Origin of the sequence: Roseovarius nanhaiticus (assembly GCF_900156535.1) — a bacterium.
Taxonomy (GTDB): Bacteria; Pseudomonadota; Alphaproteobacteria; order Rhodobacterales; family Rhodobacteraceae; genus Roseovarius; species Roseovarius nanhaiticus.
In genome coordinates, this window is sequence record NZ_FTNV01000002.1 from 524,024 (window position 1) to 548,508 (window position 24,485).

General features: G+C 64.6%; 24 protein-coding genes. 7 read left to right on the forward strand and 17 right to left on the reverse strand.

Features of this window, described 5'->3' with window-relative positions; all coding sequences use genetic code 11:
* Window positions 1-7: 7 nt before the first annotated feature.
* Window positions 8-931 (reverse strand): choline ABC transporter substrate-binding protein, encoded by a 924-nt coding sequence (locus BW975_RS12755; RefSeq protein WP_076534575.1) that lies wholly within the window; start codon window positions 929-931, stop codon window positions 8-10.
* Window positions 932-1,479: 548 nt separating this feature from the next.
* Here BW975_RS12755 and BW975_RS12760 point away from each other — a divergent pair.
* The 3 genes from BW975_RS12760 to BW975_RS12770 all read left to right on the forward strand — a co-directional run bounded on the left by BW975_RS12760 (window position 1,480) and on the right by BW975_RS12770 (window position 4,888).
* Window positions 1,480-2,064: a TRAP transporter small permease subunit gene (locus BW975_RS12760; protein ID WP_076534795.1), complete on the forward strand. Its 585-nt coding sequence runs from the start codon at window positions 1,480-1,482 to the stop codon at window positions 2,062-2,064.
* Window positions 2,064-3,455: a TRAP transporter large permease gene (locus BW975_RS12765; RefSeq protein ID WP_076534577.1), complete on the forward strand. Its 1,392-nt coding sequence runs from the start codon at window positions 2,064-2,066 to the stop codon at window positions 3,453-3,455. The genes BW975_RS12760 and BW975_RS12765 overlap by 1 nt, the downstream gene beginning before the upstream one ends.
* A 242-nt stretch (window positions 3,456-3,697) precedes the next feature.
* Entirely contained in the window at window positions 3,698-4,888 is a 1,191-nt protein-coding gene (locus BW975_RS12770) for a sugar-transfer associated ATP-grasp domain-containing protein (protein WP_083687099.1), read from the forward strand.
* Window positions 4,889-5,055: 167 nt separating this feature from the next.
* Here the strand turns inward: BW975_RS12770 and BW975_RS12775 are convergent, their stop codons facing one another.
* The 4 genes from BW975_RS12775 to BW975_RS12790 all read right to left on the reverse strand — a co-directional run bounded on the left by BW975_RS12775 (window position 5,056) and on the right by BW975_RS12790 (window position 8,197).
* Window positions 5,056-6,141 (reverse strand): TRAP transporter substrate-binding protein, encoded by a 1,086-nt coding sequence (locus BW975_RS12775; RefSeq protein ID WP_076534579.1) that lies wholly within the window; start codon window positions 6,139-6,141, stop codon window positions 5,056-5,058.
* 130 nt (window positions 6,142-6,271) lie between these two features.
* Window positions 6,272-6,814 (reverse strand): biotin transporter BioY, encoded by a 543-nt coding sequence (locus BW975_RS12780; protein ID WP_076534581.1) that lies wholly within the window; start codon window positions 6,812-6,814, stop codon window positions 6,272-6,274.
* A gap of 89 nt (window positions 6,815-6,903) precedes the next feature.
* Window positions 6,904-7,500 (reverse strand): energy-coupling factor transporter transmembrane component T family protein, encoded by a 597-nt coding sequence (locus BW975_RS12785; protein ID WP_076534583.1) that lies wholly within the window; start codon window positions 7,498-7,500, stop codon window positions 6,904-6,906.
* Window positions 7,475-8,197 carry an energy-coupling factor ABC transporter ATP-binding protein gene (locus BW975_RS12790; protein ID WP_076534797.1) on the reverse strand — a complete coding sequence of 241 codons (723 nt, stop codon included), beginning with the start codon at window positions 8,195-8,197 and terminating at the stop codon, window positions 7,475-7,477. Before BW975_RS12790 ends, BW975_RS12785 begins: the two co-directional genes overlap by 26 nt.
* A gap of 146 nt (window positions 8,198-8,343) precedes the next feature.
* On the opposite strand from BW975_RS12790, the gene BW975_RS12795 reads away from it, so the two are divergent.
* Together BW975_RS12795 and BW975_RS12800 are read left to right on the forward strand one after the other, a co-directional pair.
* Complete coding sequence (locus BW975_RS12795; protein WP_076534585.1) at window positions 8,344-10,524, forward strand: thiamine pyrophosphate-dependent enzyme; 2,181 nt, start codon at window positions 8,344-8,346, stop codon at window positions 10,522-10,524.
* Entirely contained in the window at window positions 10,521-11,549 is a 1,029-nt protein-coding gene (locus BW975_RS12800; protein ID WP_076534587.1) for an ACP S-malonyltransferase, read from the forward strand. Before BW975_RS12795 ends, BW975_RS12800 begins: the two co-directional genes overlap by 4 nt.
* Window positions 11,550-11,555: 6 nt before the next feature.
* Here the strand turns inward: BW975_RS12800 and BW975_RS12805 are convergent, their stop codons facing one another.
* The 6 genes from BW975_RS12805 to BW975_RS12830 all read right to left on the reverse strand — a co-directional run bounded on the left by BW975_RS12805 (window position 11,556) and on the right by BW975_RS12830 (window position 18,894).
* The gene (locus BW975_RS12805; RefSeq protein ID WP_076534588.1) at window positions 11,556-12,341 is read right to left on the reverse strand and encodes a carnitinyl-CoA dehydratase; all 786 of its coding nucleotides are present in this window, start codon (window positions 12,339-12,341) and stop codon (window positions 11,556-11,558) included.
* On the reverse strand, window positions 12,338-14,377 hold the full coding sequence (locus BW975_RS12810) for an acetate--CoA ligase family protein (protein WP_076534590.1): 2,040 nt from the start codon (window positions 14,375-14,377) through the stop codon (window positions 12,338-12,340). The genes BW975_RS12805 and BW975_RS12810 overlap by 4 nt, the downstream gene beginning before the upstream one ends.
* A 247-nt stretch (window positions 14,378-14,624) precedes the next feature.
* Window positions 14,625-15,785 (reverse strand): acyl-CoA dehydrogenase family protein, encoded by a 1,161-nt coding sequence (locus BW975_RS12815; RefSeq protein WP_076534592.1) that lies wholly within the window; start codon window positions 15,783-15,785, stop codon window positions 14,625-14,627.
* The gene (locus BW975_RS12820; RefSeq protein ID WP_076534594.1) at window positions 15,782-17,203 is read right to left on the reverse strand and encodes a carnitine 3-dehydrogenase; all 1,422 of its coding nucleotides are present in this window, start codon (window positions 17,201-17,203) and stop codon (window positions 15,782-15,784) included. The genes BW975_RS12815 and BW975_RS12820 overlap by 4 nt, the downstream gene beginning before the upstream one ends.
* 21 nt (window positions 17,204-17,224) lie before the next feature.
* Window positions 17,225-17,989 (reverse strand): SDR family oxidoreductase, encoded by a 765-nt coding sequence (locus BW975_RS12825; protein WP_076534596.1) that lies wholly within the window; start codon window positions 17,987-17,989, stop codon window positions 17,225-17,227.
* Window positions 17,986-18,894 carry a beta-keto acid cleavage family enzyme gene (locus tag BW975_RS12830; RefSeq protein WP_076534597.1) on the reverse strand — a complete coding sequence of 303 codons (909 nt, stop codon included), beginning with the start codon at window positions 18,892-18,894 and terminating at the stop codon, window positions 17,986-17,988. Before BW975_RS12830 ends, BW975_RS12825 begins: the two co-directional genes overlap by 4 nt.
* Before the next feature lie 91 nt (window positions 18,895-18,985).
* On the opposite strand from BW975_RS12830, the gene BW975_RS12835 reads away from it, so the two are divergent.
* Together BW975_RS12835 and BW975_RS12840 are read left to right on the forward strand one after the other, a co-directional pair.
* On the forward strand, window positions 18,986-19,963 hold the full coding sequence (locus BW975_RS12835) for a GlxA family transcriptional regulator (RefSeq protein WP_076534798.1): 978 nt from the start codon (window positions 18,986-18,988) through the stop codon (window positions 19,961-19,963).
* A 25-nt stretch (window positions 19,964-19,988) separates the two neighbouring features.
* Complete coding sequence (locus BW975_RS12840; protein ID WP_076534599.1) at window positions 19,989-20,222, forward strand: hypothetical protein; 234 nt, start codon at window positions 19,989-19,991, stop codon at window positions 20,220-20,222.
* Here BW975_RS12840 and BW975_RS12845 read toward each other — a convergent pair.
* From BW975_RS12845 to BW975_RS12870, 6 genes are all read right to left on the reverse strand, one after another.
* The gene (locus BW975_RS12845) at window positions 20,186-21,304 is read right to left on the reverse strand and encodes a beta-ketoacyl-ACP synthase III (protein WP_076534601.1); all 1,119 of its coding nucleotides are present in this window, start codon (window positions 21,302-21,304) and stop codon (window positions 20,186-20,188) included. The genes BW975_RS12840 and BW975_RS12845 overlap by 37 nt on opposite strands.
* Window positions 21,301-22,254, reverse strand: coding sequence for a 2-hydroxyacid dehydrogenase (locus BW975_RS12850; protein WP_076534603.1), 954 nt, complete (start codon window positions 22,252-22,254; stop codon window positions 21,301-21,303). The genes BW975_RS12845 and BW975_RS12850 overlap by 4 nt, the downstream gene beginning before the upstream one ends.
* Window positions 22,251-22,592 (reverse strand): tRNA-binding protein, encoded by a 342-nt coding sequence (locus BW975_RS12855; RefSeq protein ID WP_076534605.1) that lies wholly within the window; start codon window positions 22,590-22,592, stop codon window positions 22,251-22,253. The genes BW975_RS12850 and BW975_RS12855 overlap by 4 nt, the downstream gene beginning before the upstream one ends.
* On the reverse strand, window positions 22,585-23,400 hold the full coding sequence (proC, locus tag BW975_RS12860; RefSeq protein ID WP_076534607.1) for a pyrroline-5-carboxylate reductase: 816 nt from the start codon (window positions 23,398-23,400) through the stop codon (window positions 22,585-22,587). Before proC ends, BW975_RS12855 begins: the two co-directional genes overlap by 8 nt.
* A gap of 42 nt (window positions 23,401-23,442) precedes the next feature.
* Window positions 23,443-23,943 carry a type III secretion system chaperone family protein gene (locus tag BW975_RS12865; protein WP_076534609.1) on the reverse strand — a complete coding sequence of 167 codons (501 nt, stop codon included), beginning with the start codon at window positions 23,941-23,943 and terminating at the stop codon, window positions 23,443-23,445.
* 232 nt (window positions 23,944-24,175) lie between these two features.
* Complete coding sequence (locus BW975_RS12870; protein WP_076534611.1) at window positions 24,176-24,409, reverse strand: hypothetical protein; 234 nt, start codon at window positions 24,407-24,409, stop codon at window positions 24,176-24,178.
* Window positions 24,410-24,485 lie beyond the last annotated feature (76 nt).

Below are 24,485 nucleotides of genomic sequence, written 5' to 3' on the forward strand. Positions count from 1 at the left end.
GGCTAGCCTATTTGATCGCCGCGTCTACCGCAGCCATCGCGTCGCCGCCATCCATCGTGGTCACACCGTCCAGCCATGTGTCCAGCATGCCCGGATTGGCCTTGAGCCACTCACTGGCGGCGTCTTCGGGATCCTTGCCGTCATCGAGGATCGCGCCCATGATTTCGTTCTCCATGGCGAGGGTGAATTCCATGTTTTCCAGCAGCTTGCCGATGTTGGGGCATTCCTCGACATAGCCTGCGCGGGTATTGGTGCGGACAGTCGCGCCGCCCAGATCAGGGCCAAAGTAGTCATCGCCCCCGATCAGGTACGTCAGCTCGAAATTGGCGTTCATCGGATGCGGCTCCCAACCGAGGAACACCACCGGCTCTTCCTTGCGGTCCGCGCGCGCGACCTGCGCCAGCATCCCCTGCTCCGAGCTTTCGGCGACTTCGAACCCTTCGAGACCAAACGCATTCTCCTCGATCATCGTCTGGATCAGTCGATTGCCGTCATTGCCCGGCTCGATGCCATAGATCTTGCCGTCCAGCGCGTCCTTGTGCTCGGCGATCGCGTCAAAGCTGGTGATGCCCAGATCGGCGGCCACCTTGTTTGCGGCGAGCGTGTATTTCGCGCCCTCCAGATTGGTGCGCACGGTATCGACCGTGCCCGCATCGCGGTAAGGCGCGATGTCGGCCTCCATTGTCGGCATCCAGTTGCCCAGGAATACGTCGATATCGCCCGCCTCCAGCGACTTGTAGGTGACGGGCACCGACAGGACTTTGGTTTCGGTGTCATAGCCCAGCGCGCGCACGACAACGCTGGCGGCTGCGGTGGTGGCGGTGATGTCGGTCCAGCCGACATCGGAGAATGTGACCTCTTCGCACCCGGCGGCTGCCACGGATGAGGCGGCGGTGATGGCCAGTGCGGTGGTTGCTAGCATGCATTTCATTGGTTCGGTAACTCCCATGGATTGTTATCGACTAAAGCGACAATTGAACGCCGCCCGCGCCATATTGCAACCGCGATTGCAAGATGAAGCGTCACCGCCGCCCTTCGCGCGCCTCCGAGGCCGCATCAAGGCGCCGCCAAAAACGCAGACAGGCCCGCCCCGCTACCGGCCCGAAAGGTGGTCGGGAGCCGCGCTTGGAAACCGCTTCTTTGTGGCGCCGTCGTACAGAGCGGACGCCAGAAACCGAGGCGCCCCAAACGCAACATGCGATTGCCACCAAGGGCTTGGGACTTCTCGGGCAACAGCCCAGCGAAGGCCTTACGCACCTCGCGGCGCGCGGCCACGATCCCGCAAGATCGGCGCAACAGGACACGTGGCGTTCCCTCGCGGCCCGCCCGGTCTTTGTCGGAAACGCAGAAAAATGAGTGCCCGACGCCTTATTTTCATCTCTTCCCGGCTTTTTGTTGACTGACGACAAGCTTCGCGATTTAACGCGCGGGCCTGTGCGGCGATGCGCTGCGGGCGTTGCATGGGAGGGCGCGACGATGATGCGATTGATCGCCGGGATTGCTGGTGTCATCTGCTGGATCAACTGGATCATCGGGCAGGTGTTCTCATGGCTGAGCCTAGGGATTGTGCTGGTCTGCTTTACCGTCGTTGTGCAGCGCTATGTCTTTGCCATCAGCTATGTCTGGATGCAGGACCTTTATATCTGGCTTAGCGGCGCGATGTTCACCGCCGTCGCCGGATTTGCGCTGATGCGCGACGACCATGTGCGCGTCGATATCTTTTACCGCCCCGCCACGGTGCGGCGCCGCGCGCTGGTCGATCTGGTGGGCGCGCTGATCTTTTTGCTGCCTTTCACCGCGGTCGTCTATGTATACTCGATGCCCTTCGTGCAGCGCGCCTGGTCCTATACCGAAGGCTCGGCAAATGTCGGGGGCATGCCAGGCCTCTACATCCTCAAGACGTTCATCATCGCCTTTGCGGCCCTTTTGGCGCTGCAGGGCATCGCGATGATCTGCCGGTCGATCCTGATCTTCGGCGGGCGCAGCGATCTTGTGCCGCGCCGCATTCAATACCCGGTCAGCGCGAATGACGCCGCGGCCGCAGCCATCGAGGGATCGCACTGATGGACCCCATTCTGATCGGCGAAATCCTCGCCGGGCTCATGTTCTTTGGCATCATCGGCTTCTTGCTCATGGGCTTTCCCGTCGCCTTCACGCTGGCAGGCGTGTCGCTGATGTTCGGCCTGGTGGGCTATTGGCTGGGCGTTTTCGATCCCTCGAACTTCGGCGCGCTGCCCAATCGCTATATCGGCTTCATGACCAACGAGGTGCTGGTGGCCGTGCCACTCTTCATCTTCATGGGGGTCATGCTGGAGCGATCGCGTATCGCCGAGCAACTGCTGCTGACCATGGGCAAGCTCTTTGGCAATTTGCGCGGCGGCCTTGGCATTTCCGTTATCCTTGTGGGCGCCATGCTGGCGGCTTCCACGGGCGTCGTGGGCGCCACGGTGGTCACGATGGGCCTCATCTCGCTGCCCGCGATGCTGCGCGCGGGCTACGACCCCAAGCTCAGCACCGGCGTCATCTGTGCCAGCGGCACGCTGGGCCAGATCGTGCCGCCCTCCACCGTTCTCATCTTCATGGGCGACATGCTGTCGGGCATCAACTCTCAGGTGCAGATGGAGAAGGGCAACTTCGCGCCCACGCCGGTATCGGTCGGCGACCTTTTCGCGGGCGCGCTCCTGCCCGGTTTCCTGCTGGTTGGCCTCTACCTCGCGTACACGATCTTCAAGGCCATCACCGATCCCGCCTCCTGCCCTGCCACCCCGGTGCCCGCCGAGGAAAAGGGCAACCTCATGGGCGAGGTCTTCTCGGCCCTCTTGCCACCCATGCTGCTGATCCTCGCGGTCCTCGGCTCGATCCTGGGCGGCATCGCCACCCCGACCGAGGCCGCGTCCGTGGGCGCCGTGGGTGCGATGGTGCTGGCGGCCATGCGCTGGCGGCTAAATCTGACGATCCTGCGCGAGACGGTTATCGCCACCGCGACGATTACCTCGATGGTGTTTATCGTCCTCTTGGGGGCATCAGTCTTCTCGGTTGTCTTCCGCCTGATGGGCGGCGACAACCTGGTGCATGAATTCCTCAGCACCTTGCCCGGCGGCACGCTGACCGCGGTGGCTATGGTGATGGCGATCATGTTCTTCCTCGGGTTCATCCTCGACACGTTCGAGATCATCTTTATCGTGATCCCGATCACCGCGCCCGTCCTTCTGATGATGGACGTGGACCCGGTGTGGCTGGGCGTGATCGTGGGCGTGAACCTGCAGACATCCTTTCTGACGCCGCCCTTCGGCTTTGCCCTTTTCTACCTGCGCGGCGTAGCCCCGCCCGACCTGCCGACCTCGGCGATCTACAAGGGCATCCTGCCCTTCGTAGGGCTACAGATCCTTGCGATTGCGATCCTCTTCGCGTTCCCGGCGATCGTGACATGGCTGCCGAGGCTTATCGCGGGATAGCCCGCCACACTCTTCGGCATCGTATAAGGCCCGGCAGTGATGCCGGGCCTTAACGTTTGCGGCATGCGCCAGATGGCGCTTTCGGCGGGCAGGATTCACACGCATCACGAAACTGGCCCACCGACGCAAACCAGCAAATCGCGCAACAATCCGCGAAATTCGCGCCCACTTGCCATAATCCAAGCACAGTTAGGGGGCACAAACCGTTCCGACATGGCGACGTAGCGTATTGGAGAAGCCTCATGCTGGACCAAGCTCACCCAGAGACCGAAAAGATCCTGACGGATCGACGATTGGTCAAGTACAAGCCCTTTGCCAAACTCGTGGAGGCCGCAGCACGAGAGCAAAAGATTGGCGCCGGCCGCATTTTCCGCGAAATCGTCGGCCTGACCGCCCGCAAGGCAGGCCTGACAGCGGACGAGTATTTCGCCTATCGAGTCTATCGAGCGGATCTCAGCCGCACCGAAAAGCGCGAATTCGTCGGCGCGCGGGGAAGTTTCGAGCTCAACCGCAAACTCTCGCCTCCCGGTCTGACCCAGATGCGGGGTTTTCTGGGGGACAAGTTCGGCTTCCCGGCGCTGCTACAACAGACCGGCCTTCCCACTACGGAGATCCAGGCGGCCTTCACGACCGACCGCTTCATCGGATCATTGCCGGCCTTGAAAAATGCCACCGACATCGTCTCATTCTTGAGCGAGACTGCAAAATTCCCACTGTTCGGCAAACCCGTCAAAGGCGCTCAGGCACTAGGAACGATCCGCATTGATGCGGTCGATGCCGCGTCCGATATCGCAAAGCTGCACGATGGACGTGTGGTGGCCATCAGCGCGCTGTCCGAGGAGATCGTCAGGGATTTTCCAGATGGTTATCTGTTCCAGTCCGTCGTGGAGCAGCACCCTGTTCTCACGGAGACTGCGGGGGAAATCCTTGCCACGATGCGGATGGTGACCGTGATTGAAGATACAGCGCCAACCTTGCTGTATGCTCTTTGGAAAATGCCGTCACCCAAGGCGATGTCGGACAATTTCTGGCAAGACGGCAGCATGCTGTCGTGGCTCAACGTCGTGACCGGCCAAGTCGAGCGGTGCGTCACCGGCGGCGGCTCCGATCAAAAAGAAATTTCCATCCATCCCGTCTCAGGCAAGGACTTGCTGCAGATGCGCATGCCGCATTGGGCAGAAGCGACGGACCTCGTGAAAAAGGCCCACGCATTGTTTCCGGTAAATGGCTGCCTTGGCTGGGATGTCGCTATCGGCAAGGACGGCCCGCTCATCGTTGAATGCAACACGAACCCGGGCCACGATTTTTATCAGATCGGCACAGGACGCGGCGCGCTCAACCCCGAAATGCAGGCCGTGTTTTCCCGCGTGATCGCACGAAACAAAGCCATGATAGCGAGCCTGACCAAGCGCAAATACAAAATCGGGCGTTGAATTGCGTCCGAACTGCTTGATGGCTCAATATTTCATTCGGCTCCTCACACTGCTGAGCGCCTCACGCCGGATAAGCAGGCAATCAGTGCATTTCAGTTGGCAGCATCGCCCCCAACGCAAAAGGCCCGGCATCGCTGCCGGGCCTTTCCTCGCCTTGATCTTGTAATTCAGAGATCGAAATAGCTCTTGCGGGCTTGCTGGTAAGGCATGTCGATCTGCTCGGTGCGCGAGCGGACCAATTTGAGCGCTTCGATGTAGCTTTCTGTCGTTTTCTGCACCAGCGGATCGCTGTCGGCGCGCAGCTCTTCGATCAGCTCTTTCGCGCCCTTGGCACCCGCTTCCATGATGTCGTCGGGGAACTGATGCACCTGAACGCCGTGATCGTTGATCAGCGTCTGCAGCGCGCGCGGGTCGTTCGCGATGAAGTCAGACGACACCATCTCGTACTCGGCCTGCGCCACATCGCGTACCAGCGCCTGCAAGTCGTCCGGCAGCTCCTGATACTTGGCCTTGTCGACGACGATCTCGGTGGCGAGACCCGGCTCGACGAAGCTGGACAGGTAATAATGCTTGGCCACCTGGTGAAAGCCCAGCGCGAGGTCATTGTAGGGGCCGACGAATTCGGCGGCATCGAGCGTGCCCGATTGCAGCGCCTGGAAAATCTCGCCGCCCGCCATGTTGGTCACGGTCGCGCCCATCTTCTCCCACACGCGGCCACCGAGGCCGGGGGTGCGGAAACGCTTGCCCTGGATGTCGGCAAGGCCGGTCAGCTCTTCGCGGAACCAACCGCCGGTCTGGTTGCCGGTGTTACCCGACAAAAAGCCCTGAACGCCGAACTGGTCATAGATCTCGTCCCAGATCTCCTGCCCGCCCATGAACCGGACCCAGGCGCCCAGCTCGGCCGTGGTCATGCCGTAGGGGACACCGGTAAAGAACGACAGCGCGGTCGACTTGTTCTGCCAGTAATACGCCGCGCCGTGGCTCATTTCGGCGGTGCCGTCGATGACGGCGTCAAGGCTCTGCAGGGGCGGGACAAGCTCGCCGGCGGAGTAGACCTGAATGGTCAGTCGCCCGCCCGAGGCGGCGGTGATCCGGTCGGCCAGACGCTGCGCGCCGACACCCAGACCGGGGAAATTCTTGGGCCATGTGGTGACCATGCGCCAGGTGATATTGCCCTGCGCGATGGCCGGTGCGGCCAGGGCTGTCGCGGCGGTGCCGATGGCGCCTGCGCGGATAAAGGAACGACGATCCATTAAGGTAACCTCCCAGTTAAATCGGATCATGCGGCGGTTCGGACACCGCATGTGCCCGCCCTCCGCTATGGTGCCGCGAATTAATCAGCGGTCGCTGCGAATGTCCATCTCTACATGCGGCGCACCCGCCTCAGGCGCGTGACAGCACCGCCCTTGGCCGCGCCCGGTAAAGCGCCGAAGTAATGAGCCCCGCCAGCACCGCCTTGATCGCGTCACCGGGGATGAACGCCGTTACCAATAGCGCCGCCTCGCCCAGCGATTTGCCCAGAACCTGCGCCAGTCCGACAATGCCGAAGGCATAAAGAACAAGGCCGCCCGCCACCGCCGCGATGCCCGCCGATACGGCCAGAGGCACGCTGCGCCAGCTTTGCGTGATGAGGCCCGCAACGAAGGCAGCCACCGGAAATGCCAGGAAAAATCCGCCCGTGGGCGACACGATCACGCCAAGGCCTCCGCGTCCGCCCGACAAAAGCGGCAAGCCAAGGCAGACCAGCAGCATGAAGAGAAGCACCGCAAGCGTGCCGCGTTTCGCACCCAGAACCGTCCCGCAGAGCATGACGCCCAGGGATTGCGCCGTGATCGGCACGCCGAAGGGCAGCGTGACTTGCGGGATGACGCCCAGCGCGGCGATCAATGCGGCGAAAAGCGCGACGAGGGCAATGTTGCGTTCCATTTGGGCGCAGCTCCTATGACAGTTGTTCAGGCGCATTGGTGCGCCGGAATGACGCAGCCTGGCAACCCAAAACCGACACCGCGCACAGTCTAAACGCCGCCGCGCGCCCGCAGCGCATCGGCCACATGCTCGGCATCGTCGATGGCGCACAGGGCAAAGGGCGTCACGATGCGCCAGCCCGGCCTGCGGGGCGAGCGGGCGCGCCAAGCGCGGGCCAGCTGCGTCCCCTTGCCCGCCAGCATCGGGGTAAACCGGATCACCAGCGCGATCCCCAGCTCGAGGCCGCGCGTCTCGATCCCGAAGCGGCGCAGCGGTGCGGCCAGCCAGCGCACCACGCCGATCATGTCCGACAGCCGCGTTGTCATCGTCACGAGGTTCGCAAGCCCCACCGCCGTCACGAGGCGGAGCGCGATGATTGCCCCCTCTGCGGGCGTTGCCGTGACCACATGCCAAAGCGCGATGATGACAAAGAAGGGCCAGAGCACCCGCAGCCGCGCCATGCCGCTGCGGAAAAACACGCGTCCCGGCGCCGCATAAAGCGCTAGCATCACGGCGCAGGCGGCCAGATGCCCCACCACACTGTCCATTGCGAAAAGGCCCATGGTGGCAAGGCAAAGCGCCGCCAGCTTGGCACCGGCAGGCCAGCCATGCGCGCGCGTCTCAACCGGCGAGGTCAGCGATATCATCCATCCCTCCCAGCCGCTGCATTTCAGCGGTGAACGCGGGCAGCACGCGATCCGGCACGCCGTCCTCAGCAATCTGCCCGTCCGTGATCCAAAGGGCACGGTCATAGCCCGCCAAAAGCTCGGGGTCGTGCGAGATATGGATCAGCTGCGCCTCGGCCCTGTCCAGATAGCGCATCAGCTGCATCCGCGTGGGGATGTCGAGGCCCGACAAGGGCTCGTCCAGGACGATCAGCGCGGGGCGCATCGCAAGGATCGACATGAGGCAAACCAGCTGTTTCTGCCCTTGGCTCAGCGGATGAATCGCCGCGCCCGCCCAATGCGCCTTGCCGAAACGTGCGAGGATGGCGCGCACGCCCTCGGCGGCCTCGGTTTTAGACTGGCCCAGTTGGCGCAGGCCAAAGGCGATTTCCTCGTCCACCGTGGGAAAGATGATCTGATGGTCCGGGTTCTGAAAAAGGATGCCAACGGTCCGTATGGCCCCGCGCCGGTCGCGCGCCACGTCGATGCCGCCAATGCGCACCCGGCCCGTATCGACCGACTGCAACCCCGCGATAACTCGCGCCAGCGTGCTCTTGCCCGATCCGTTGCGCCCAACGATACCGATGCGCGCCTCATCTCCGCGCAGCGTGACACCCCGCAGGATCGCCCGCCCGTCCAGCGTCAGCGATACGTTCTCGATGTCCAGTGTGACGCCCAATGCACGGCCCTTCCCGATCAGCGCATGACTTAGCCGGGCCGGGCGGCAGAAAACAAGGCTTGAGATGCGCGCAGGGCGCGGGCAAGGTGCGCGCAAAATCGCCACCAGCACGCCGGGCGATACGATACCGACAGGAGGGCCCCCGCATGGACCGCGCCGACATCGTGCATGAGAATTTCCGCATGCGCGCAGCATCGGGCGATCTGCCCGGGGGCGCAGATCCGGTGGCCTCGCTCGGCGCGCAGGACGCCATTCGGCTCTTTCGCGCGCAATGCCTCAGCCGGGCGCTCGACCGTACCAGCCGGGCGATGCAGAAGGCCGGCCAAGGCTTTTACACCATCGGCTCCTCGGGGCACGAAGGGATGGCGGCGGTCGCTCACGCTTTGCGCCCCGACGATATAGCGTTCCTCCACTATCGCGACGCCGCGTTCCAGATCGCCCGCGCCGATCAGGTGCCGGGCCAGTCGATCCTCTGGGACATGCTGCTCAGCTTCGCCTGCTCGTCCGAGGATCCGGTATCGGGCGGGCGGCACAAGGTGCTGGGCTCGAAGGCGCTGATGATCCCGCCGCAGACCTCGACCATCGCGTCGCATCTGCCCAAGGCGGTCGGCGCGGCCTATGGCATTGGCCTTGCACGTCGCCGCCCGCCCGAGCATCGCGTTCTGCCCGAAGACGCGATTGCGGTGGCGACATTCGGGGATGCGTCGCTCAACCATTCGACGGCGCAGGGCGCGATCAACACCGCGGGCTGGACCAGCGTGCAATCAGTGCCCCTGCCCCTTCTGCTGGTCTGCGAGGATAACGGCATAGGCATTTCCACGCCCACGCCCAAAGGCTGGGTTGCGGCCAGCATGCGGCACCGCCCTGGCATCAGGTATTTCTCGGCCAATGCGCTGGATATCTACGAAACGGCCCAGGTCGCCGCCGAGGCCGCCCGTTATGTGCGCTGTCACCGCAAGCCCGCGTTTCTGCACCTCACGATGGTGCGCCTTTATGGCCATGCGGGGGCCGACTTGCCCACCACCTACATGCCCGCCGCGCAGGTCGAGGCCGAGGAGGCAAACGATCCGCTGCTGCATTCCGTGCGCCTCTTGGACGCAGCCGGCGCGATGGGGCGCGCGGACGCGCTGGCGATCTATGACGAGACCTGCGCGCGCGTGTCCCGCGTGGCCGAGGAGGTCGTCACGCGCCCGCATCTGAAAACGGCCAAGGATGTGATGGCCAGCATCATCCCGCCCCGCCGCCTCTGCGCGCCCTCGAACGGGCCGAGCGAAGAGGCGCGGCAGGCCGCCTTCGGCAGTGATCTGAAACAGATGGAGCAGCCCCAGCCGATGAGCCGCCTCATCAACTGGGCGCTGACCGATCTGATGGCCACCCATGGCGAATTGGCCCTGATGGGCGAGGATGTGGGCCGCAAGGGGGGCGTCTATGGCGTCACCCAGCGGCTGCAGCAACGCTTCGGCACCGACCGCGTGATCGACACTATCCTCGACGAGCAAAGCATCCTCGGCCTCGCCATCGGCATGGCACATAATGGCTTTGTTCCGATCCCCGAGATCCAGTTTCTCGCCTATCTGCACAATGCCGAAGATCAGCTGAGGGGAGAGGCCGCGACGCTGCCCTTCTTCTCCCAAGGGCAATTCACCAACCCGATGGTGCTGCGCATCGCCGGGCTGGGCTATCAAAAGGGGTTTGGCGGGCATTTCCACAACGACAACTCGCTCGCCGTGCTGCGCGATATTCCGGGCCTGATCGTCGCCTGCCCCTCGACCGGGCCGGACGCGGCCAAAATGCTGCGCGAATGCGTGCGCCTTGCCCGCGAGGAACAGCGCGTCGTCGTCTTTGTCGAGCCCATCGCGCTCTACCCGATGCGCGATCTGTTTGAGGCCGGCGATAACGCTTGGATCGGCACCTACCCCGCGCCGGACGAGCGGATCCGGCTGGGCGAGGTCGGCGTGCATGGGCAGGGGCGCGATCTGGCCATCCTGACCTACGGCAACGGGCATTATCTGTCGCGGCAGGCGCAAAAGACGCTGGGCGCGCAGGGCATCGACGCGCGCGTGATCGACATGCGCTGGATCGCGCCCCTGCCCGAAAAGGCGCTGCTCGATGCGGTGCGCGGCTGCGGGTCCGTCCTCGTCGTCGATGAATGTCGCCGGACCGGCGGACAGGCCGAGGCGCTGATGGCGCTTATAGTCGAGCGCGCGGAACTGCCCGTGACGCGCCTCACTGCCGAGGACAGCTTCATCGCCACCGGCTTGGCCTATGCCGCCACCATGCCGTCGGTGGACAGCATCGTCGCCGCAGCAAAGGAGGCCTGCGAATGAGCTGCCGCGCCGTCCTCATCTGCCCCGGCCGGGGCACCTATAACAAGAGTGAGCTGGGCTATCTCGCGCGACATCACGCGGGCGCGCCGCTGCTCGGTGCCTTCGACGACATGCGCCGCGGTGCGGGTCAGGCGCCGCTGACCGAACTCGACAGCGCATCGCGCTTCGATCCCCAGACGCATGTCACCGGCGACAATGCCTCGCCACTGATCTACGCCTGCGCACTTCTCGACCGGCAGGCGCTGGCCGAGGATATCGAACTGGTGGCCGTCACCGGAAATTCGCTGGGCTGGTACAGCGCGCTCGCCGCTGCCGGGGCCGTCACGCCCAAGGGCGGTTTCGAGATCGTGGGCACGATGGGCCGCCTCATGCATGAGCGGGGGGCGGGCGGACAGATCGTCTATCCCTGCACCGGCCCCGACTGGCGCCCCGATCCGGCGCGCCGCGCGGGCCTGATGCGCATCTTGCAAGAGATCGACGGGCAGGACGGCATCCTGCGCCTCTCGATCGACCTTGGCGGTATGCTGGTGCTGGCGGGCGACGATGCGGGCCTTGCCGTCTTCACCGAAGCCGTGCCGCAGATCGACGGCCGCTTTCCGATGCGCCTGCCCCATCACGCGGCGTTCCACACCGATCTGATGGCGCCTATTGCCGAAGCCGGGCGCGCCGCCCTACCCCGCTCGCTCTTTCGCCAGCCAAGCCTGCCGATGATCGACGGGCGCGGCGCCATCTGGTGGCCGGGCGGCACGGATCTTGCCGCACTCCACGCCTACACGCTGGGCGCGCAAGTCACGCAAACCTACGATTTCGCCCGCGCCGTTCGCCACGCGGCGCGCGAATTCGCGCCGGATATGTTTATCATCGCCGGACCCGGCACCACGCTGGGCGGATCGGTGGCGCAATCGCTGATCACCTGCGACTGGCGAGGGCTGGACGGCAAGGCGAGCTTTCAGGACCGGCAGGAGGAGGCGCCGCTGCTGGTCTCGATGGGCGATCCCGCGCAGCGCGAGATCGCCGCAGGCTAGGCCCGCCTAGCGCCCCTTCCAGACCGGATCACGCTTTTCGGCGAAGGCGCGCGCACCTTCAAGCTGGTCCTCCGAGGAATAAAGACGGTCCACCGTGGGATATTGTCGCCGCGCGATCTTGTTCATCACGGTTTGAAAATCGCTACCTTCAGCGTCGCGCACGATTTCCTTCAGCGCCGCATAAACCAAGGGCGGGCCACCCGCCAACTTGTCGGCCAGCGCGCGCGCCTCGGCCATGAGCGTATCGGCCGAATGAACGTGATTTATCATACCCCAGCGTGCCGCCTCCTCGGCGTCGATCCAACGGCCTGTCAGCAGCATCTCCATCGCGATATGATAGGGGATGCGCTTGGGCAGCTTGACGCTGGCCGCGTCCGCGACCGTGCCGGAATTGATCTCGGGCAGGGCAAACTGCGCGTGATCGGCCGCCAGGATGATGTCCGCGCCCAGCGCCAGTTCCAGCCCGCCACCACAGCAGATACCGTTGACGGCGGCGATGATGGGCTTGTTCAGATCGCGCAGTTCCTGAATGCCGCCGAAACCGCCGACGCCATAATCACCATCGACCGCATCCCCATCCGCGGCCGCCTTCAGATCCCAGCCGGGGCAAAAGAACTTGTCGCCGCCGCCGGTGATGATGGCGACCCTCAGATTGTCGTCATCACGAAAGTCGCGAAACACCTCGCCCATGAGGCGGCTGGTCTTCAGGTCGATCGCGTTGGCCTTGGGCCGGTCCAGCGTCACCTCAAGGACATGGCCGCGGGTTTCTGTCTTGATCGGGCTGTCGGTCATACGGTGTCTCCTGTTCTGATAAGCGCGTCCGCGACGACGGCGCGCGTGGGGGTGCAGATCAGCGGATTGATCTCGACTTCCTGCACATGGGCGGCATTTTCGATGACATAACCCTGCACCGCGCGCACCGCAGCCACAATCGCATCGCGCTGCGCCGCGGGCTGACCGCGATAGCCATCCAGCAGCGGCGCGATGCGCAGACTGTCCAGCGCGGCTGTGATATCGGCCTCGGAGGCGGGCAGGATAAGCGAGGCACTGTCCTGCATGATCTCGGTCAGCGTGCCGCCCGCCGCCAGCGTCAGGACAAAGCCATGCGCCGGATCGCGCACCACGCCAACAAGCAACTCGGCCACGCCGCCCGTGATCATCTCCTCCAGCAGATAGGCGGGCGCGTTCATGCGGCCCGCCGCGGCGGTGATGGCCTCGGACGAGGCAAGGTTCAGGGCCACCGCGCCCGCCTCGGTCTTGTGGGCGAACCCTTCGCCCTTCAGCACGGCGGGCAGGGCCATGCGCGCGCTGGCGGCGACAAGATCCGCCGCCTCGACGCGCAGCGCCTGCGGCACATCCGCCCCAAATGCAGCCAGCGCTGCCTTGCTCTCGGCCTCGCTCAGAATGCGGGTATCGCCCTCATCCCCCGGCAGCAAAACGGGAGCATCCGGCGCGCTGTGGCGGCCCAACCCGGCGGCCGCCTCGATGGCGGTCAGCGCATCGTCGATTCCCGAAAGCGGAATCATCCCCGCCGCGATGATCCGCTCAGCCATGCGCTCGCTCAAGTTCTCGGGCAGGCTTGCCACGATGGCCAGCGGCTTGCCAGTGGAACGCACGGCGGCGCCCCCGGCGGCCAGGGTGCAATCCCAAGCGGCATCGCTGCACCTGTCGGTGCGTGGGTAATCGACGACAAGGCATCCGATCGCAACATCGCCCAAGAGCGCGGCAGTGAAAGCCTCGGTCATCCGGGGCACGTCATCCCAAATAAAAGTGTGATAATCCAATGGATTGGCCAATGCCACCATCGGGCCCAGCGCCGCGCGCAGCGCGCCCGTCTGTGCCCCGTTCAGCGGTGGATAGCTGATGCCCCGCCCTTCGGCGGCGTCCGCCATCAGGCTCGCCTCGCCGCCCGAGCAAGACATCGACACGATACGTTCCGAGGCCAGCGGACCCGCCAGATGCAGAAGTTTCAACGTCTCGACCAGCGCCGGCAAGCTCGCCACCTGCGCCACGCCAAGCCGTGCAAGCAGCGCGCGTGCGCCCGCATCACTCCCCGCCAGAGACGCGGTGTGCGATACCGCCGCCGCCCGCGCTCGTTCGGATTTACCGGCCTTCAGCGCCACAATCGGCTTGCCCAATGTGCGGGCGCGCGCCGCCAGCGCCTCAAACGCGCGCAGATCGCCGATCCCCTCGATATGGAGGCCCAGCGCAGTGACGCGGCTATCTTCCAGAAGCGCCGCGCCGATCTCGGCCAACCCCGTCTGCGCCTGGTTCCCGGCGGTCGCGACATAAGCCAGCGGCAGTCCGCGCGCCTGCATGGTCAGGTTGATCGCGATGTTGGAGCTTTGCGTGATGAGCGCCACGCCCCGCGCGCAGCGCTGCCCGCCGTGCTGGTCAGGCCAAAGAAGCGCGCCGTCGAGATAATTGATGAAGCCGTAGCAGTTGGGGCCGATGATCGGCATGGCCCCCGCCGCGTCCAGCAGACGGTCCTGCATTGCACCGCCATCCCCTGTCTCGGCCTGCGCCTCGCGAAAGCCGCTGGCGAAACAGACCGCCCCGCCCGCCCCCATGGTGGCAAGGCTCTTGACCGTGTCGATGGTGGCGGAGCGGTTCACGCCGATGAACGTGGCATCCGGCGCTGCAGGCAATTCCTCGATCGACGCAAAGGCGGGCAGCCCGCCGAGTTCGGCGCGTTTCGGGTGAACCGGCCAGACCTCACCGGCAAAGCCCATGCGGCGGCACTGCTCGATCACCGACGCGCACCAGACGCCGCCGCCGACCACGGCAATGGAAGTGGGACGGATAAGACGGGAGAGGTCGCGCTTCATGTCGGCTGTCCCTCCGACAACGATTTTTGCCTCCGGCGGGGATATTTTTCGCAAGAAGAAAGCAGGGCGTAACGCATGATTAACCATTCCTGGCCAGAGTGGGATCACGGTACAGGCGGGGACGCCGATGACCGTGCAAGGAGAAAGGGTTCAGCCTTTTCGAGGGGGGCGCCGGACAGGCCCCTCCTCTTTCTTTTTGCTCCAAATATCCTCGCCGAAGGCGAAATCCTTTTGGAGCATCACCGGATCACGCGCCCAGCGGGCGCAAAAGATCGCGACTGATGATATGGCGCTGAATCTCACTGGTCCCGTCCCAGATCCGCTCGACCCGCGCGTCGCGCCAGAACCGCTCGATCGGGAAGTCGTCCATAAGGCCCATACCGCCATAAATCTGCAGCGTCGCGTCGGTGACACGGGCCAGCATTTCGCTGGCATAGAGCTTGGCCGACGCGATCTCGCGGTTGGCGGGCAGACCCTGGTCCAGCCGCCAGGCGGAGGCGAGGGTCAGCCAGTCCGCGGCGTCGATCTCGGTGATCATGTCGGCGATCTGGAAGCTGACGCCCTGGTTCTTGCCGATGGGCTGGCCGAACTGCTTGCGCTCGGCAGCGTAGTTCAGCGCGAGGTCAAAGCAGCGGCGCGCGCGGCCCACGGACATGGTGGCGACCGTGATGCGCGTGGCATAGAGCCACTCGTTCATCACCTCGAAGCCGCCATCCACCTCGCCCAGCACCTGCGCGTCCGGCAGGCGGCAGTCATCGAACTCGAGGATCATGTTCTTGTAGCCGCGATGGCTGACCGATTTGTAGCCATCGCGGATGGTGAAGCCCGGCGTGCCGCGATCGACGAGGAAGGTCGTGATGCGTTTTTTCGGCCCTTTGGGCGTGTCATCCTCGCCCGTCGCGATGAAGACGATGATAAAATCGGCATGGTCCGCGCCCGAGATGAAATGCTTGGTCCCGTTGATGACCCAGTCGCCGCCGTCGCGCTTGGCCGTGCATTTCATGCCGCGCACGTCCGATCCGGCGCCCGGCTCGGTCATGGCGAGCGCATCCATCCGCTCGCCGCGCACCGCCGGAAGCAGGTAGCGCTCTCGCTGCTCATCGTTACAGGCCATCAGGATGTTCTGGGGCCGGCCAAAGAAATGCGTGAGCGCCATGGAGCCGCGGCCCAGCTCGCGCTCGACCAGCGCGAATTCGAGGTGATTGAGGCCCGCGCCGCCCACGTCCTCGGGGAAGTTGCAGGCGTAGAAGCCCAGATCCAGCGTCTTTTGCTTGATTTTCTCGGCCAGCGCGGGCGGCACTTCGCCGTTGCGCTCGACCTCGGCCTCGTGGGGGTAGATCTCGTTCTCGACAAAGCTGCGCACGGTCGAGACGATCATTTCCTGTTCGTCAGTCAGTCCGAAATTCATGTGTCTGCTCCTTGATGTGCGGCGGCCAGCGCCTCGACGCGGGCGGCGACGTCCGGCGAGGGCTCGCAGGTGCGGCGGGTCTCCAGGCTGACATGCAGCATGAACTGGTCGCAGGTCGCCATGACCTCGCCATCCGAGGCGCGGCGCATTTCGTGCAGGCAGCGCAGTTTCTTACCCTTGCCCTCGGTGACGCGGCTATGGACCTCGACCGCTTCGCCCGCATGTGTCTCGGCCAGGTATTTCGTCGTCGTCTCGACGGTGAAATAGCTCATCCCGCCCGCGATATAGGCGTCATCGGCGCCGACATAGGCCATCACCTCTTCGGAGGCGTCCGAGAAGATCTGGCCATAGCGCCCTTCGTTCATGTGCCCGTTCACATCGGTCCAGTCGACGGGGATCGTGCGCCGCAGGCTGAGCATGGGCACGCCCGCCTCGAGTGTGGGGCGCATCGTCTTTTCATGCTCGTTCAGCAGCCGCCCCGAGGCGTTGCCCTGCTGTTTCAGCGCGCGCATCATGGCGATGAGATTGCCGTCGCGCTTGCGCTCGAGCTGCCGAATGGTGAGATGACCCGACTGCGCGTCGGACTGGTCGGCGATCATCTGCGCCAGCTCATCGGTCAGCTCGGGGACGTCCATCAGCTTGGTCCAGGGCCATTTGAGGCAAGGACCAAATTGGTCGATGAAATGCTTCATCCCCGCCTCGCCGCCCGCGACGCGGTAGGTCTCGAACAGGCCCATCTGCGCCCAGCGGATGCCGAAGCCATAGCGGATCGCGTTGTCGATCTCCTCGGTCGTGGCGATGCCGTCCTTGACCAGCCACAGCGCCTCGCGCCAGACGGCCTCGAGGAAACGGTCGGCGATATGCGCGTCGATCTCCTTGCGCACGCGCAGGGGATAGAGGCCGACAGCTGTGAGCATTTCGGCGGCGCGGTCGACGGTGGCGGTGTCGCTTGCGTCCGTCGCAACCACTTCGATCAGGGGCAGGAGGTAGACAGGGTTGAACGGGTGGCAGACCATGATCTGGCCAAGGCGTGCGGCACCCTCCTGCAACTCGCTGGGCTTGTAGCCGCTGGTCGAGGAGCCGATGATCGCCGCCGCGTCGCAGGCGCCTTGGATCTCGGCATAGACCTTGTGCTTGATGTCGAGCCGCTCGGGCACGCTTTCCTGGATCCAGTCGGCGCCAGCGACCGTCTCGGCCACAGTCTCGTGGAAGGTGAGCGCGCCCTCCGCGGGCATGGCGTAGTCATAGAGCATCGGCAGTGCGTGGCGCGCATTGTCCAGCACCTCGCCGATCTTGCGCTGTGCCTCGGGGTCGGGATCGAAGATGCGCACGTCCCAGCCATTGAGCAGGAAGCGCGCGGCCCATCCGCCGCCGATCACGCCGCCGCCGATGATGGCGGCTGTCATTTTCTTGGTCATATCGGGTCTCTTATCTGCCCATCAGGGCGCGTTGGTTTCGGTGTGGCCGTCGATCGCGATGATCTGGCCGGACATCTTGGAGGCCGCGGGCGAGGCGAGGAAGAGCGCGGTATCGGCCAGATCGTCGACCGTGACCCATGTGCGCATGGACACGCCGCGCACATATTGCTCGCGCACCTCCGCCTCATCACGGCCCGAGGCCTTGGCCTCCATCGCCACGACGCGGTCCATCCGGTCACCCTCGACCGCGCCGGGGCAGATGGCGTTGACGCGCACGCCCACGGGGCCCAGCTCCATCGCCAGCGTCTTGGTGAGGCCCACAAGCCCCCATTTCGCCGCCGCATAGGGCGAGCGGTAGGGGTGGCCCCACTGGCCCGAGGTAGAGGAGGTGATGAGGATGAGGCCCGAGCCTTGCGCGCGCATCATCCGCGCGGCCCAGCGGCAGGTCAGGAAGGCCCCGCCGAGATTCACATCGAGGCAGGCCTGCCAATCGGCATAGTCCAGATCCTCAATCCGGCCCGCCGGGCCACCCGTGCCGGCATTGGCGCAGACCACATCGACGCCGCCCCACGCCTCTTCGACCTCGGCCAGAAAGGCGGCCATCTGCGCCTCGTCGGTGACGTCCGCCTGCCGCGCGATGGCACCCGGCAGCGCCTCGGCGGCGCGGGCGACGGCGGCGGGATCGCTGTCGCAGAGCGCCACTCGGTCGCCGCGCTCGGCAAACCGGCGAGCAAGGCCGAAGCCGATGCCCGAGGCGCCCCCGGTTATGAGGACGCGGCTGCTCACTTCGGAGCGCGTTTCTTGAGGTTCAGCTTGTCGCGCACATCGGCGGGGCCCATCACGCGCGCGCCCATCCGCTCGATGATCTCGCGGGCGCGGGTTACCAACTGATGGTTCTCGGCCAGCACGCCCTTGTCGAGCATCAGATTGTCCTCCAGCCCCACGCGCACGTTGCCGCCCGCCAAGACCGAGGCCGCGACATAGGGCATCTGGTCACGGCCCAGCGAAAAGGCGGACCAGTTCCAATCGGCGGGCACGTTGTTCACCATCGCCATGAAGGTGTTCATGTCATTGGGCGCGCCCCAAGGCACGCCCATGCAGAGCTGCACCAGTGCATCCGCCTCAAGCACGCCGTCCTTGACCAGCTGCTTGGCATACCAGAGGTGCCCGGTGTCAAACGCCTCGATCTCGGGCTTGACGCCTGCCTCGGTCATCATGCCGCCCATCGCCTGAAGCATGCCGGGCGTGTTGGTCATCACATAATCGGCCTCGGCAAAGTTCATCGTGCCGCAATCGAGCGTGCAGATCTCGGGCAGGCAATCGAGCACATGCTGCGTGCGCTCGGTCGCGCCCACCATGTCGCTGCTGCCTTGCAGGGGCAGCGGGCTTTCAACATCGCCAAATATCATATCGCCGCCCATCCCGGCGGTCAGGTTCAGCACCACGTCAGTATCGCTGGCGCGGATCCGCTCGGTCAGCTCGCGGTAGAGCTTCAGATCGCGGCTGGGCGCGCCGGTTTCGGGGTCGCGCACGTGGCAGTGCACGATGGCCGCGCCCGCCTTGGCGGCGGCGATGGCGCTCTCGGCGATCTGCTCGGGCGAGCGGGGCACATGCGGGCTGCGGTCCTGCGTGCCGCCGCCGCCGGTCACGGCGCAGGTGATAAAGACATCGCGGTTCATGGTGAGGGGCATGGGCCGTCCTTTCGGGCAAAGTCGAGTCGGGTGATTTGGGCACATCGTAACGCTGGCCTTGCCGACTAAAGTGCAGTATCGGACAGCTATGATGCAGGAATGGACAAAACCGCGCGGCGCCGCCACCTCGATCGCATTCCTGCTTTTCGACAGGTTTTCCAACCTTTGCCTCGCCAACTGTCTCGAGCCGCTGCGCGCCGCGAATTCGGTCAGCCGGGCGGATCTGTTCGAGTGGCGCATCACGACGCTTGCCGGCGATCCTGCAAACAGCTCCAGCGGGATGCAGGTTTTGCCCCATGGCGCCCTCGGCGATCTGAAACGCTGCGATTATCTATTCATTCTAGCAAGTTACGACCACATCCGCCACGACACGTCCCTCGCGCGCAAGGCGCTGCGCGGCGCGGCGAAACGCGCGCAGCGCATCGTGGGCATGGATGCGGCCCCCTGGCTCATGGCGTCGGCCGGGCTGCTTTCGGGTCGCCGCGCAACGCTGCATTGGGATCTGCAAGATGCCTTCGCCGAGCGGTTTCTGGATGTCGAGGTCGAGCGCGCCCGCGTCACCCGCGACGGGCCGGTCATCACCTGCGCGGGCGCGATGAGCGCGCTTGACCTGATGATGGAGTTGATCGCCCATCACGGGGGCATGGCCACGCGCCTGGATGTCGAGGATCAGTTCATGCATGGCAGCGATACCTCGGCCATCGCGCCGCAATCCGATGCGCTGGTGCAGGGCGCGCTGGCCCAGATGCGCGCCCATGTCGAGCGGCCCCTGCCGATCGAGCGGATCGCGGCACTGCTCAACAGCCAGCCCCGCACGCTCGACCGGCATTTTCGCCGCGCCCTGGGCGCGCCGCCCGGCACCGTCTATCGCCATTTGCGCCTGTCCGAGGCGCGCAAGCTGCTGGACAGCACCGCGCTGCCCGTGGGCGAAATCGCGGTGCGCTGCGGCTACGAGTCGCCCGCGGCCATGGCGCGCGCGATGCGCCAACGCTATGGCGCGGCGCCCTCGGCCCTGCGGACGGAAGGGCCGCCCGGACAGCGCGGAACATCGGCGCCGCCCACGCGTTGACAAGATGCCTCAAGGGAGGACAACCATGGACAAGCTACTCGTATTCCTGACCATTCTCAGCGGCAGCGCTATATCCGGCGCGCTGATCGCGATTTGCTGGGCGCTGGATTACACATCGTTCTGGGCGGTTCTGGCATCGATCGTCGCAGCCTTCGCCATCGCATGGCCCGGCGCGCAGATCGCCGTGCAAGGCATCCGCGAGGCGAAGCGCATCAGGGACGATCAGGCCCGTTCGACCAAAACAGACCCTACCGAATAGCCCGCCCCGAAAGAGCAGATCATGCCCTTGGCGCCGGGCGGCAGATCCGCGCTGTGCTGCGAAAACGCGATCATGGATCCGGCAGAGGATGTGTTGGCATAATCTTGCAAAATGTTCGGCTGCTCATGCGCCTCCGGCGCGCGGCCCATGACCTTGCGCCCAATGAATTCGTTCATCGCCTTGTTCGCTTGGTGTAGCCAAAGCCGGCTGAGCGCGCTTGCCTCGATCCCGGCCTCAGCCAAATGATCGGCGATATGGCTTGAGACAAGCGGAAGCACCTCCTTGAAGACGCGCCGACCCTCCTGCATGAACTGCATATCGCGCCGGTCCCCCATCTGGCCGTGAGCGCGGCGCAAAAAGCCTTCGTTGTTACGGATGTTATTGGAAAACTGCGTGGCGCAGCGGGTGCCGAGGATGCGGAAATGGGCGTCCTTGGCACGCTCTTCGGGCTCGATCACCACAGCCGTGCAGACATCGCCAAAGATGAAATGACAGTCCCGGTCGCGCCATTCCAGATGCGCGCTGCAGATCTCGGGGCTGACCACGATGGCGCAGCGCGCGCCGCCATTCCGCATCATGTCCGCCGCCGCCTTGATCCCGAAGGTCGCCGAGGAACAGGCGACATTCATGTCGAAAGCGAAGCCCCCCGCGCCCAGAAGCTCTTGGATTTCGACCGCGATCGCCGGGTAGGCCCGCTCGTGATTGGACGCGGCGCAAATGATCAGATCCACCTCATCCGGCGCGCGCCCCGCCTGCGCCAGCGCCTTGCGGCACGCATCCAGCGCCATCTCGGCCATCAGGCTGGGCTGATCATCGCCCCGCGGCGGCAGGCGCGGGTGCATGACGTCGGGATCGAGGATGCCGGATTTCTCCATCACGTACCGCTGGTGAATGCCCGAAGCATTCACGATGAAATCACTGCTGGAATGTGCCTTGGCGGGCATTTCGCCCGCCGCGATCCGTGCTGTGTGATCCGCGTTGTAGCGATCCACATAGGCGTTGAACGCCGTCACCAATTCGTCATTGGTGATGACATGCGGCGGTGTGAAGACACCCGTGCCGGTGACGGCAGGCAAGCTCATGTCACCGCGTTCGGCGGCGCCTCGCCCGCAAAGAAGGCGCGCAGGTTTTCGACGGCCAACATGCCCATCGCCTCACGGACCTCAAGCGCGGCGGTGCCGAGATGGGGCAGCAGCACGGCGTTCTCCAGCGCGATCAGCGCGGGCGGTACCTTTGGCTCATGCTCGTAGACATCGAGGCCCGCACCGGCGATCTGCCCCGACTTCAAGGCGTCGACCAGCGCGACCTCATTCACCACGTCCCCGCGCGAGATGTTGATGAAATGCGCGTGGGCCTGCATGGCGGCAAAGACATCGTGCCCGATCAGATGATGTGTCTCAGCGCCGCCGGGCACGCAGACAACGACAACATCGGCGCGCTCGGCCAGCGCCTCTATGCTGTCCATCCGCGTCGCGGGCAGGTCCAAGGACTTTTCCGAGCGGTTCTGGTAGATCACATCCATGCCAAAACCATGATGGCACCGCTTGGCAATCGCCTGCCCGATGCGGCCCATGCCGATGATACCCACCGTCTTGCCGCCCAGGTGCAGGCCCAGCATCTGGGTCGGATGCCAGCCCTCCCATGCGCCGCTGCGCACGACGCGCTCGCCTTCGCCCGCGCGGCGGGCGCTCATCAGCATGAGGGTCATGGCGATGTCGGCGGTGGAGTCGGTCACGGCGCCGGGCGTATTTGTCACGGTAATGCCGCAGGCGCGCGCGGCGTCCACGCCGATATGATTGTATCCCACACCGAAATTGGCCAACACCTTGCAGCGGTGGCCGCCCTCCTCGAAAATCTCGGCGTCGAAATTGTCGCGCAGCGTGGGCAGCACCCCGTCATAAAGCGCCAATGCCGCGCGCATCTCTGCGGGCTTCATCGGCAAGGTACTCTCCCGCACTTCGACGTCGAAATGCGCCTCGGCGGCGGCGATCACACTTTCCGGCAGGGGGCGGGTCAGGAAGACACGGCTCAATGCATCCGCCCTCCGATGGGCACGTTCTGGTCGGGCGACAGAAGAACAATCTCGCCATCTGCGTCGGCCACACCCAGCACCAGCACCTCGGACATGAAGGGGCCGATCTGGCGGGGAGGGAAATTGACGACCCCCATCACCATGCGGCCCGTCAGGCTTTCGGGTGTGTAATGCTTGGTCACTTGCGCCGACGTCTTGCGCTCGCCGATCTCGTCGCCGAAATCGATCCACATCTTGATTGCTGGCTTACGCGCCTCGGGGAAAGGCTCGGCCCGGATGACGCGGCCTACGCGGATATCGACCTTGAGAAAGTCGTCGAACGTGATGTCCTCAGCCATTCTTGAGCTCCCGCGAACGGTTTGCGGCGGCGGCCACTGTGCGGCGCATGAGGTCCGGCAGGCCGCGTTCCTCATCCATCAGCACATCTAAGCCCGCCTGCGTCGTGCCATTGGGGCTGGTCACGTTGACCCTCAGCTGTTCGGGCGTTTCCTTGGCGTTCTCGGCCAGCGCACCGGCGCCAGCCACAGTGGCCTGCGCCAACTGCATCGCCAGTTCGGGCGACAGCCCCTCGGCCTCACCCGCTTTGGCCATGCATTCGATCATGTGAAAGACGTAAGCCGGCCCTGACCCCGAGACGCCGGTGACGGCATCCATCTGGTCCTCGTTCTCCAGCCTCACCACCTGCCCCACCGCGCTCAGCAGCGTCTCGGCCAGATCCATCTGGCCGCTGCTGGCATGCACATTGCCGATGATCGAGGTAATCCCGCGGCCTACGGCGGCGGGCGTGTTGGGCATGGCGCGGATGATCGGGCTGTGGGCGCCCAGCGCGTCCTCGAAAGCCGAGATCGGCGTGCCCGCCGCGACCGAGATGAAGAGGGTCGTGCCGTTGCCCATCTCCTTGAGCGACGGCAGCGCGTCACCCATCATCTGCGGCTTGACCGCGATCAGCACGATACCCGGGGTCTGGGGCAGGTCACCGTTTATGGTGACGCCCGTGGATGTCAGCCAGTCGGAGGGTTTGGGATCGATCACCCAGACCGATGAGGGGGGCAGCCCGCCGTTCAGCCAGCCTTCCAGCATGGCGCCACCCATCTTGCCGCATCCCAGCAGCACGAGGCCGTTTTCGGCCACGAAATCCATATCCATAACGCTGTCCCTCTTGCCTGATTTCAGGTTCAGGGGGCGAGGTTACGCGCGGCCATACGCCTCTGCAATGGCAACCTGCATCGCATCGCGTGGGGTGCGATCGCCCCAGATGACCAGCTGAAACGCGGGGTAGTACCGCTCGGCGGCCAGCACGGCGCAGGTGATCATACCGTCGATCTGCTCGGGCGAGGCGATCTGCCCACCATGAAGCAGCAGGCCATAGCGATAGACCATCAGCTTCTGCTCGGACCAGTAGGCAAATGCGCCCGCCCAGCACTGATCGTTGACCTCATTCATGGCCTCGTAGAGCACCGGCAGTTTTTCGCTGGGCGGCTCCATATCGAAGGTGCAGATGAGGCGCAGCGTCTCGTCATGGGAGGTCCAGGCGAGTGTGATCGAATAGGTGCGCCATTGGCCCTCGACGGCCATGGCGATCTGGTTGTCGCCCACGCGGTCGAATTGCCAATCGTTCAGTTCGGCGAGGTTTTCGACCATATCGATGGGGTGAATGTCGTCTGACAGGAACTCTTCGGACAATGCCATGTCGTCACCTTTGGGTTCGCTCCGGCGGAGGGGATCTGACGCCCCCAAACACTGGATGACTGCTCAACCGGATGGGGTTCGGCCCCATTCTATTACCAGATATGGTGCGGCACCTTTAATGTTCTGTAAAGCAATTTATTGGGGATAACCGCAATAAGTTGTGGACGAAATGAGGTCGCCCGCTAGATGGGGCGCGCCTGTCTAAAGATTGGCACGGAAGGCGCGGTGCCTGTCAATCGCGAGAAACGGCGCCCTGTCCCAGTCTGCGCAGGCATATATCGAACAGGCCCATCTCCTCGATCGCGCCCAGATCTTCGACAAGGCTGTCGAGCGTTCGACTGTATGAGATGATGGCTGCATCGCGCCGTAACTTGTCGGGCGCCTCGCGGATCACGAGGCGCAATGCGCGCAGTTTCGCCAGCCGCTCCTGCACGGTGCGCACGCATTCGGCGGCACGCCTTTTCATGCGGCCGAACCTTCGTGGATCGCACTGATGTCGGCCCAGAATGGGCGGCCCGATCGTGCGGTACACTTCATGGGCG

Coding starts and splice junctions, on each gene's coding strand:
- BW975_RS12755 (WP_076534575.1), bottom strand. CDS start 931: ATGAAATGCATGCTAGCAACCACCGCACTGGCCATCACCGCCGCCTCA.
- BW975_RS12760 (WP_076534795.1), top strand. CDS start 1,480: ATGCGATTGATCGCCGGGATTGCTGGTGTCATCTGCTGGATCAACTGG.
- BW975_RS12765 (WP_076534577.1), top strand. CDS start 2,064: ATGGACCCCATTCTGATCGGCGAAATCCTCGCCGGGCTCATGTTCTTT.
- BW975_RS12770 (WP_083687099.1), top strand. CDS start 3,698: ATGCTGGACCAAGCTCACCCAGAGACCGAAAAGATCCTGACGGATCGA.
- BW975_RS12775 (WP_076534579.1), bottom strand. CDS start 6,141: ATGGATCGTCGTTCCTTTATCCGCGCAGGCGCCATCGGCACCGCCGCG.
- BW975_RS12780 (WP_076534581.1), bottom strand. CDS start 6,814: ATGGAACGCAACATTGCCCTCGTCGCGCTTTTCGCCGCATTGATCGCC.
- BW975_RS12785 (WP_076534583.1), bottom strand. CDS start 7,500: ATGATATCGCTGACCTCGCCGGTTGAGACGCGCGCGCATGGCTGGCCT.
- BW975_RS12795 (WP_076534585.1), top strand. CDS start 8,344: ATGGACCGCGCCGACATCGTGCATGAGAATTTCCGCATGCGCGCAGCA.
- BW975_RS12800 (WP_076534587.1), top strand. CDS start 10,521: ATGAGCTGCCGCGCCGTCCTCATCTGCCCCGGCCGGGGCACCTATAAC.
- BW975_RS12805 (WP_076534588.1), bottom strand. CDS start 12,341: ATGACCGACAGCCCGATCAAGACAGAAACCCGCGGCCATGTCCTTGAG.
- BW975_RS12810 (WP_076534590.1), bottom strand. CDS start 14,377: ATGAAGCGCGACCTCTCCCGTCTTATCCGTCCCACTTCCATTGCCGTG.
- BW975_RS12815 (WP_076534592.1), bottom strand. CDS start 15,785: ATGAATTTCGGACTGACTGACGAACAGGAAATGATCGTCTCGACCGTG.
- BW975_RS12820 (WP_076534594.1), bottom strand. CDS start 17,203: ATGACCAAGAAAATGACAGCCGCCATCATCGGCGGCGGCGTGATCGGC.
- BW975_RS12830 (WP_076534597.1), bottom strand. CDS start 18,894: ATGCCCCTCACCATGAACCGCGATGTCTTTATCACCTGCGCCGTGACC.
- BW975_RS12835 (WP_076534798.1), top strand. CDS start 18,986: ATGCAGGAATGGACAAAACCGCGCGGCGCCGCCACCTCGATCGCATTC.
- BW975_RS12840 (WP_076534599.1), top strand. CDS start 19,989: ATGGACAAGCTACTCGTATTCCTGACCATTCTCAGCGGCAGCGCTATA.
- BW975_RS12845 (WP_076534601.1), bottom strand. CDS start 21,304: ATGAGCTTGCCTGCCGTCACCGGCACGGGTGTCTTCACACCGCCGCAT.
- BW975_RS12855 (WP_076534605.1), bottom strand. CDS start 22,592: ATGGCTGAGGACATCACGTTCGACGACTTTCTCAAGGTCGATATCCGC.
- proC (WP_076534607.1), bottom strand. CDS start 23,400: ATGGATATGGATTTCGTGGCCGAAAACGGCCTCGTGCTGCTGGGATGC.
- BW975_RS12865 (WP_076534609.1), bottom strand. CDS start 23,943: ATGGCATTGTCCGAAGAGTTCCTGTCAGACGACATTCACCCCATCGAT.
- BW975_RS12870 (WP_076534611.1), bottom strand. CDS start 24,409: ATGAAAAGGCGTGCCGCCGAATGCGTGCGCACCGTGCAGGAGCGGCTG.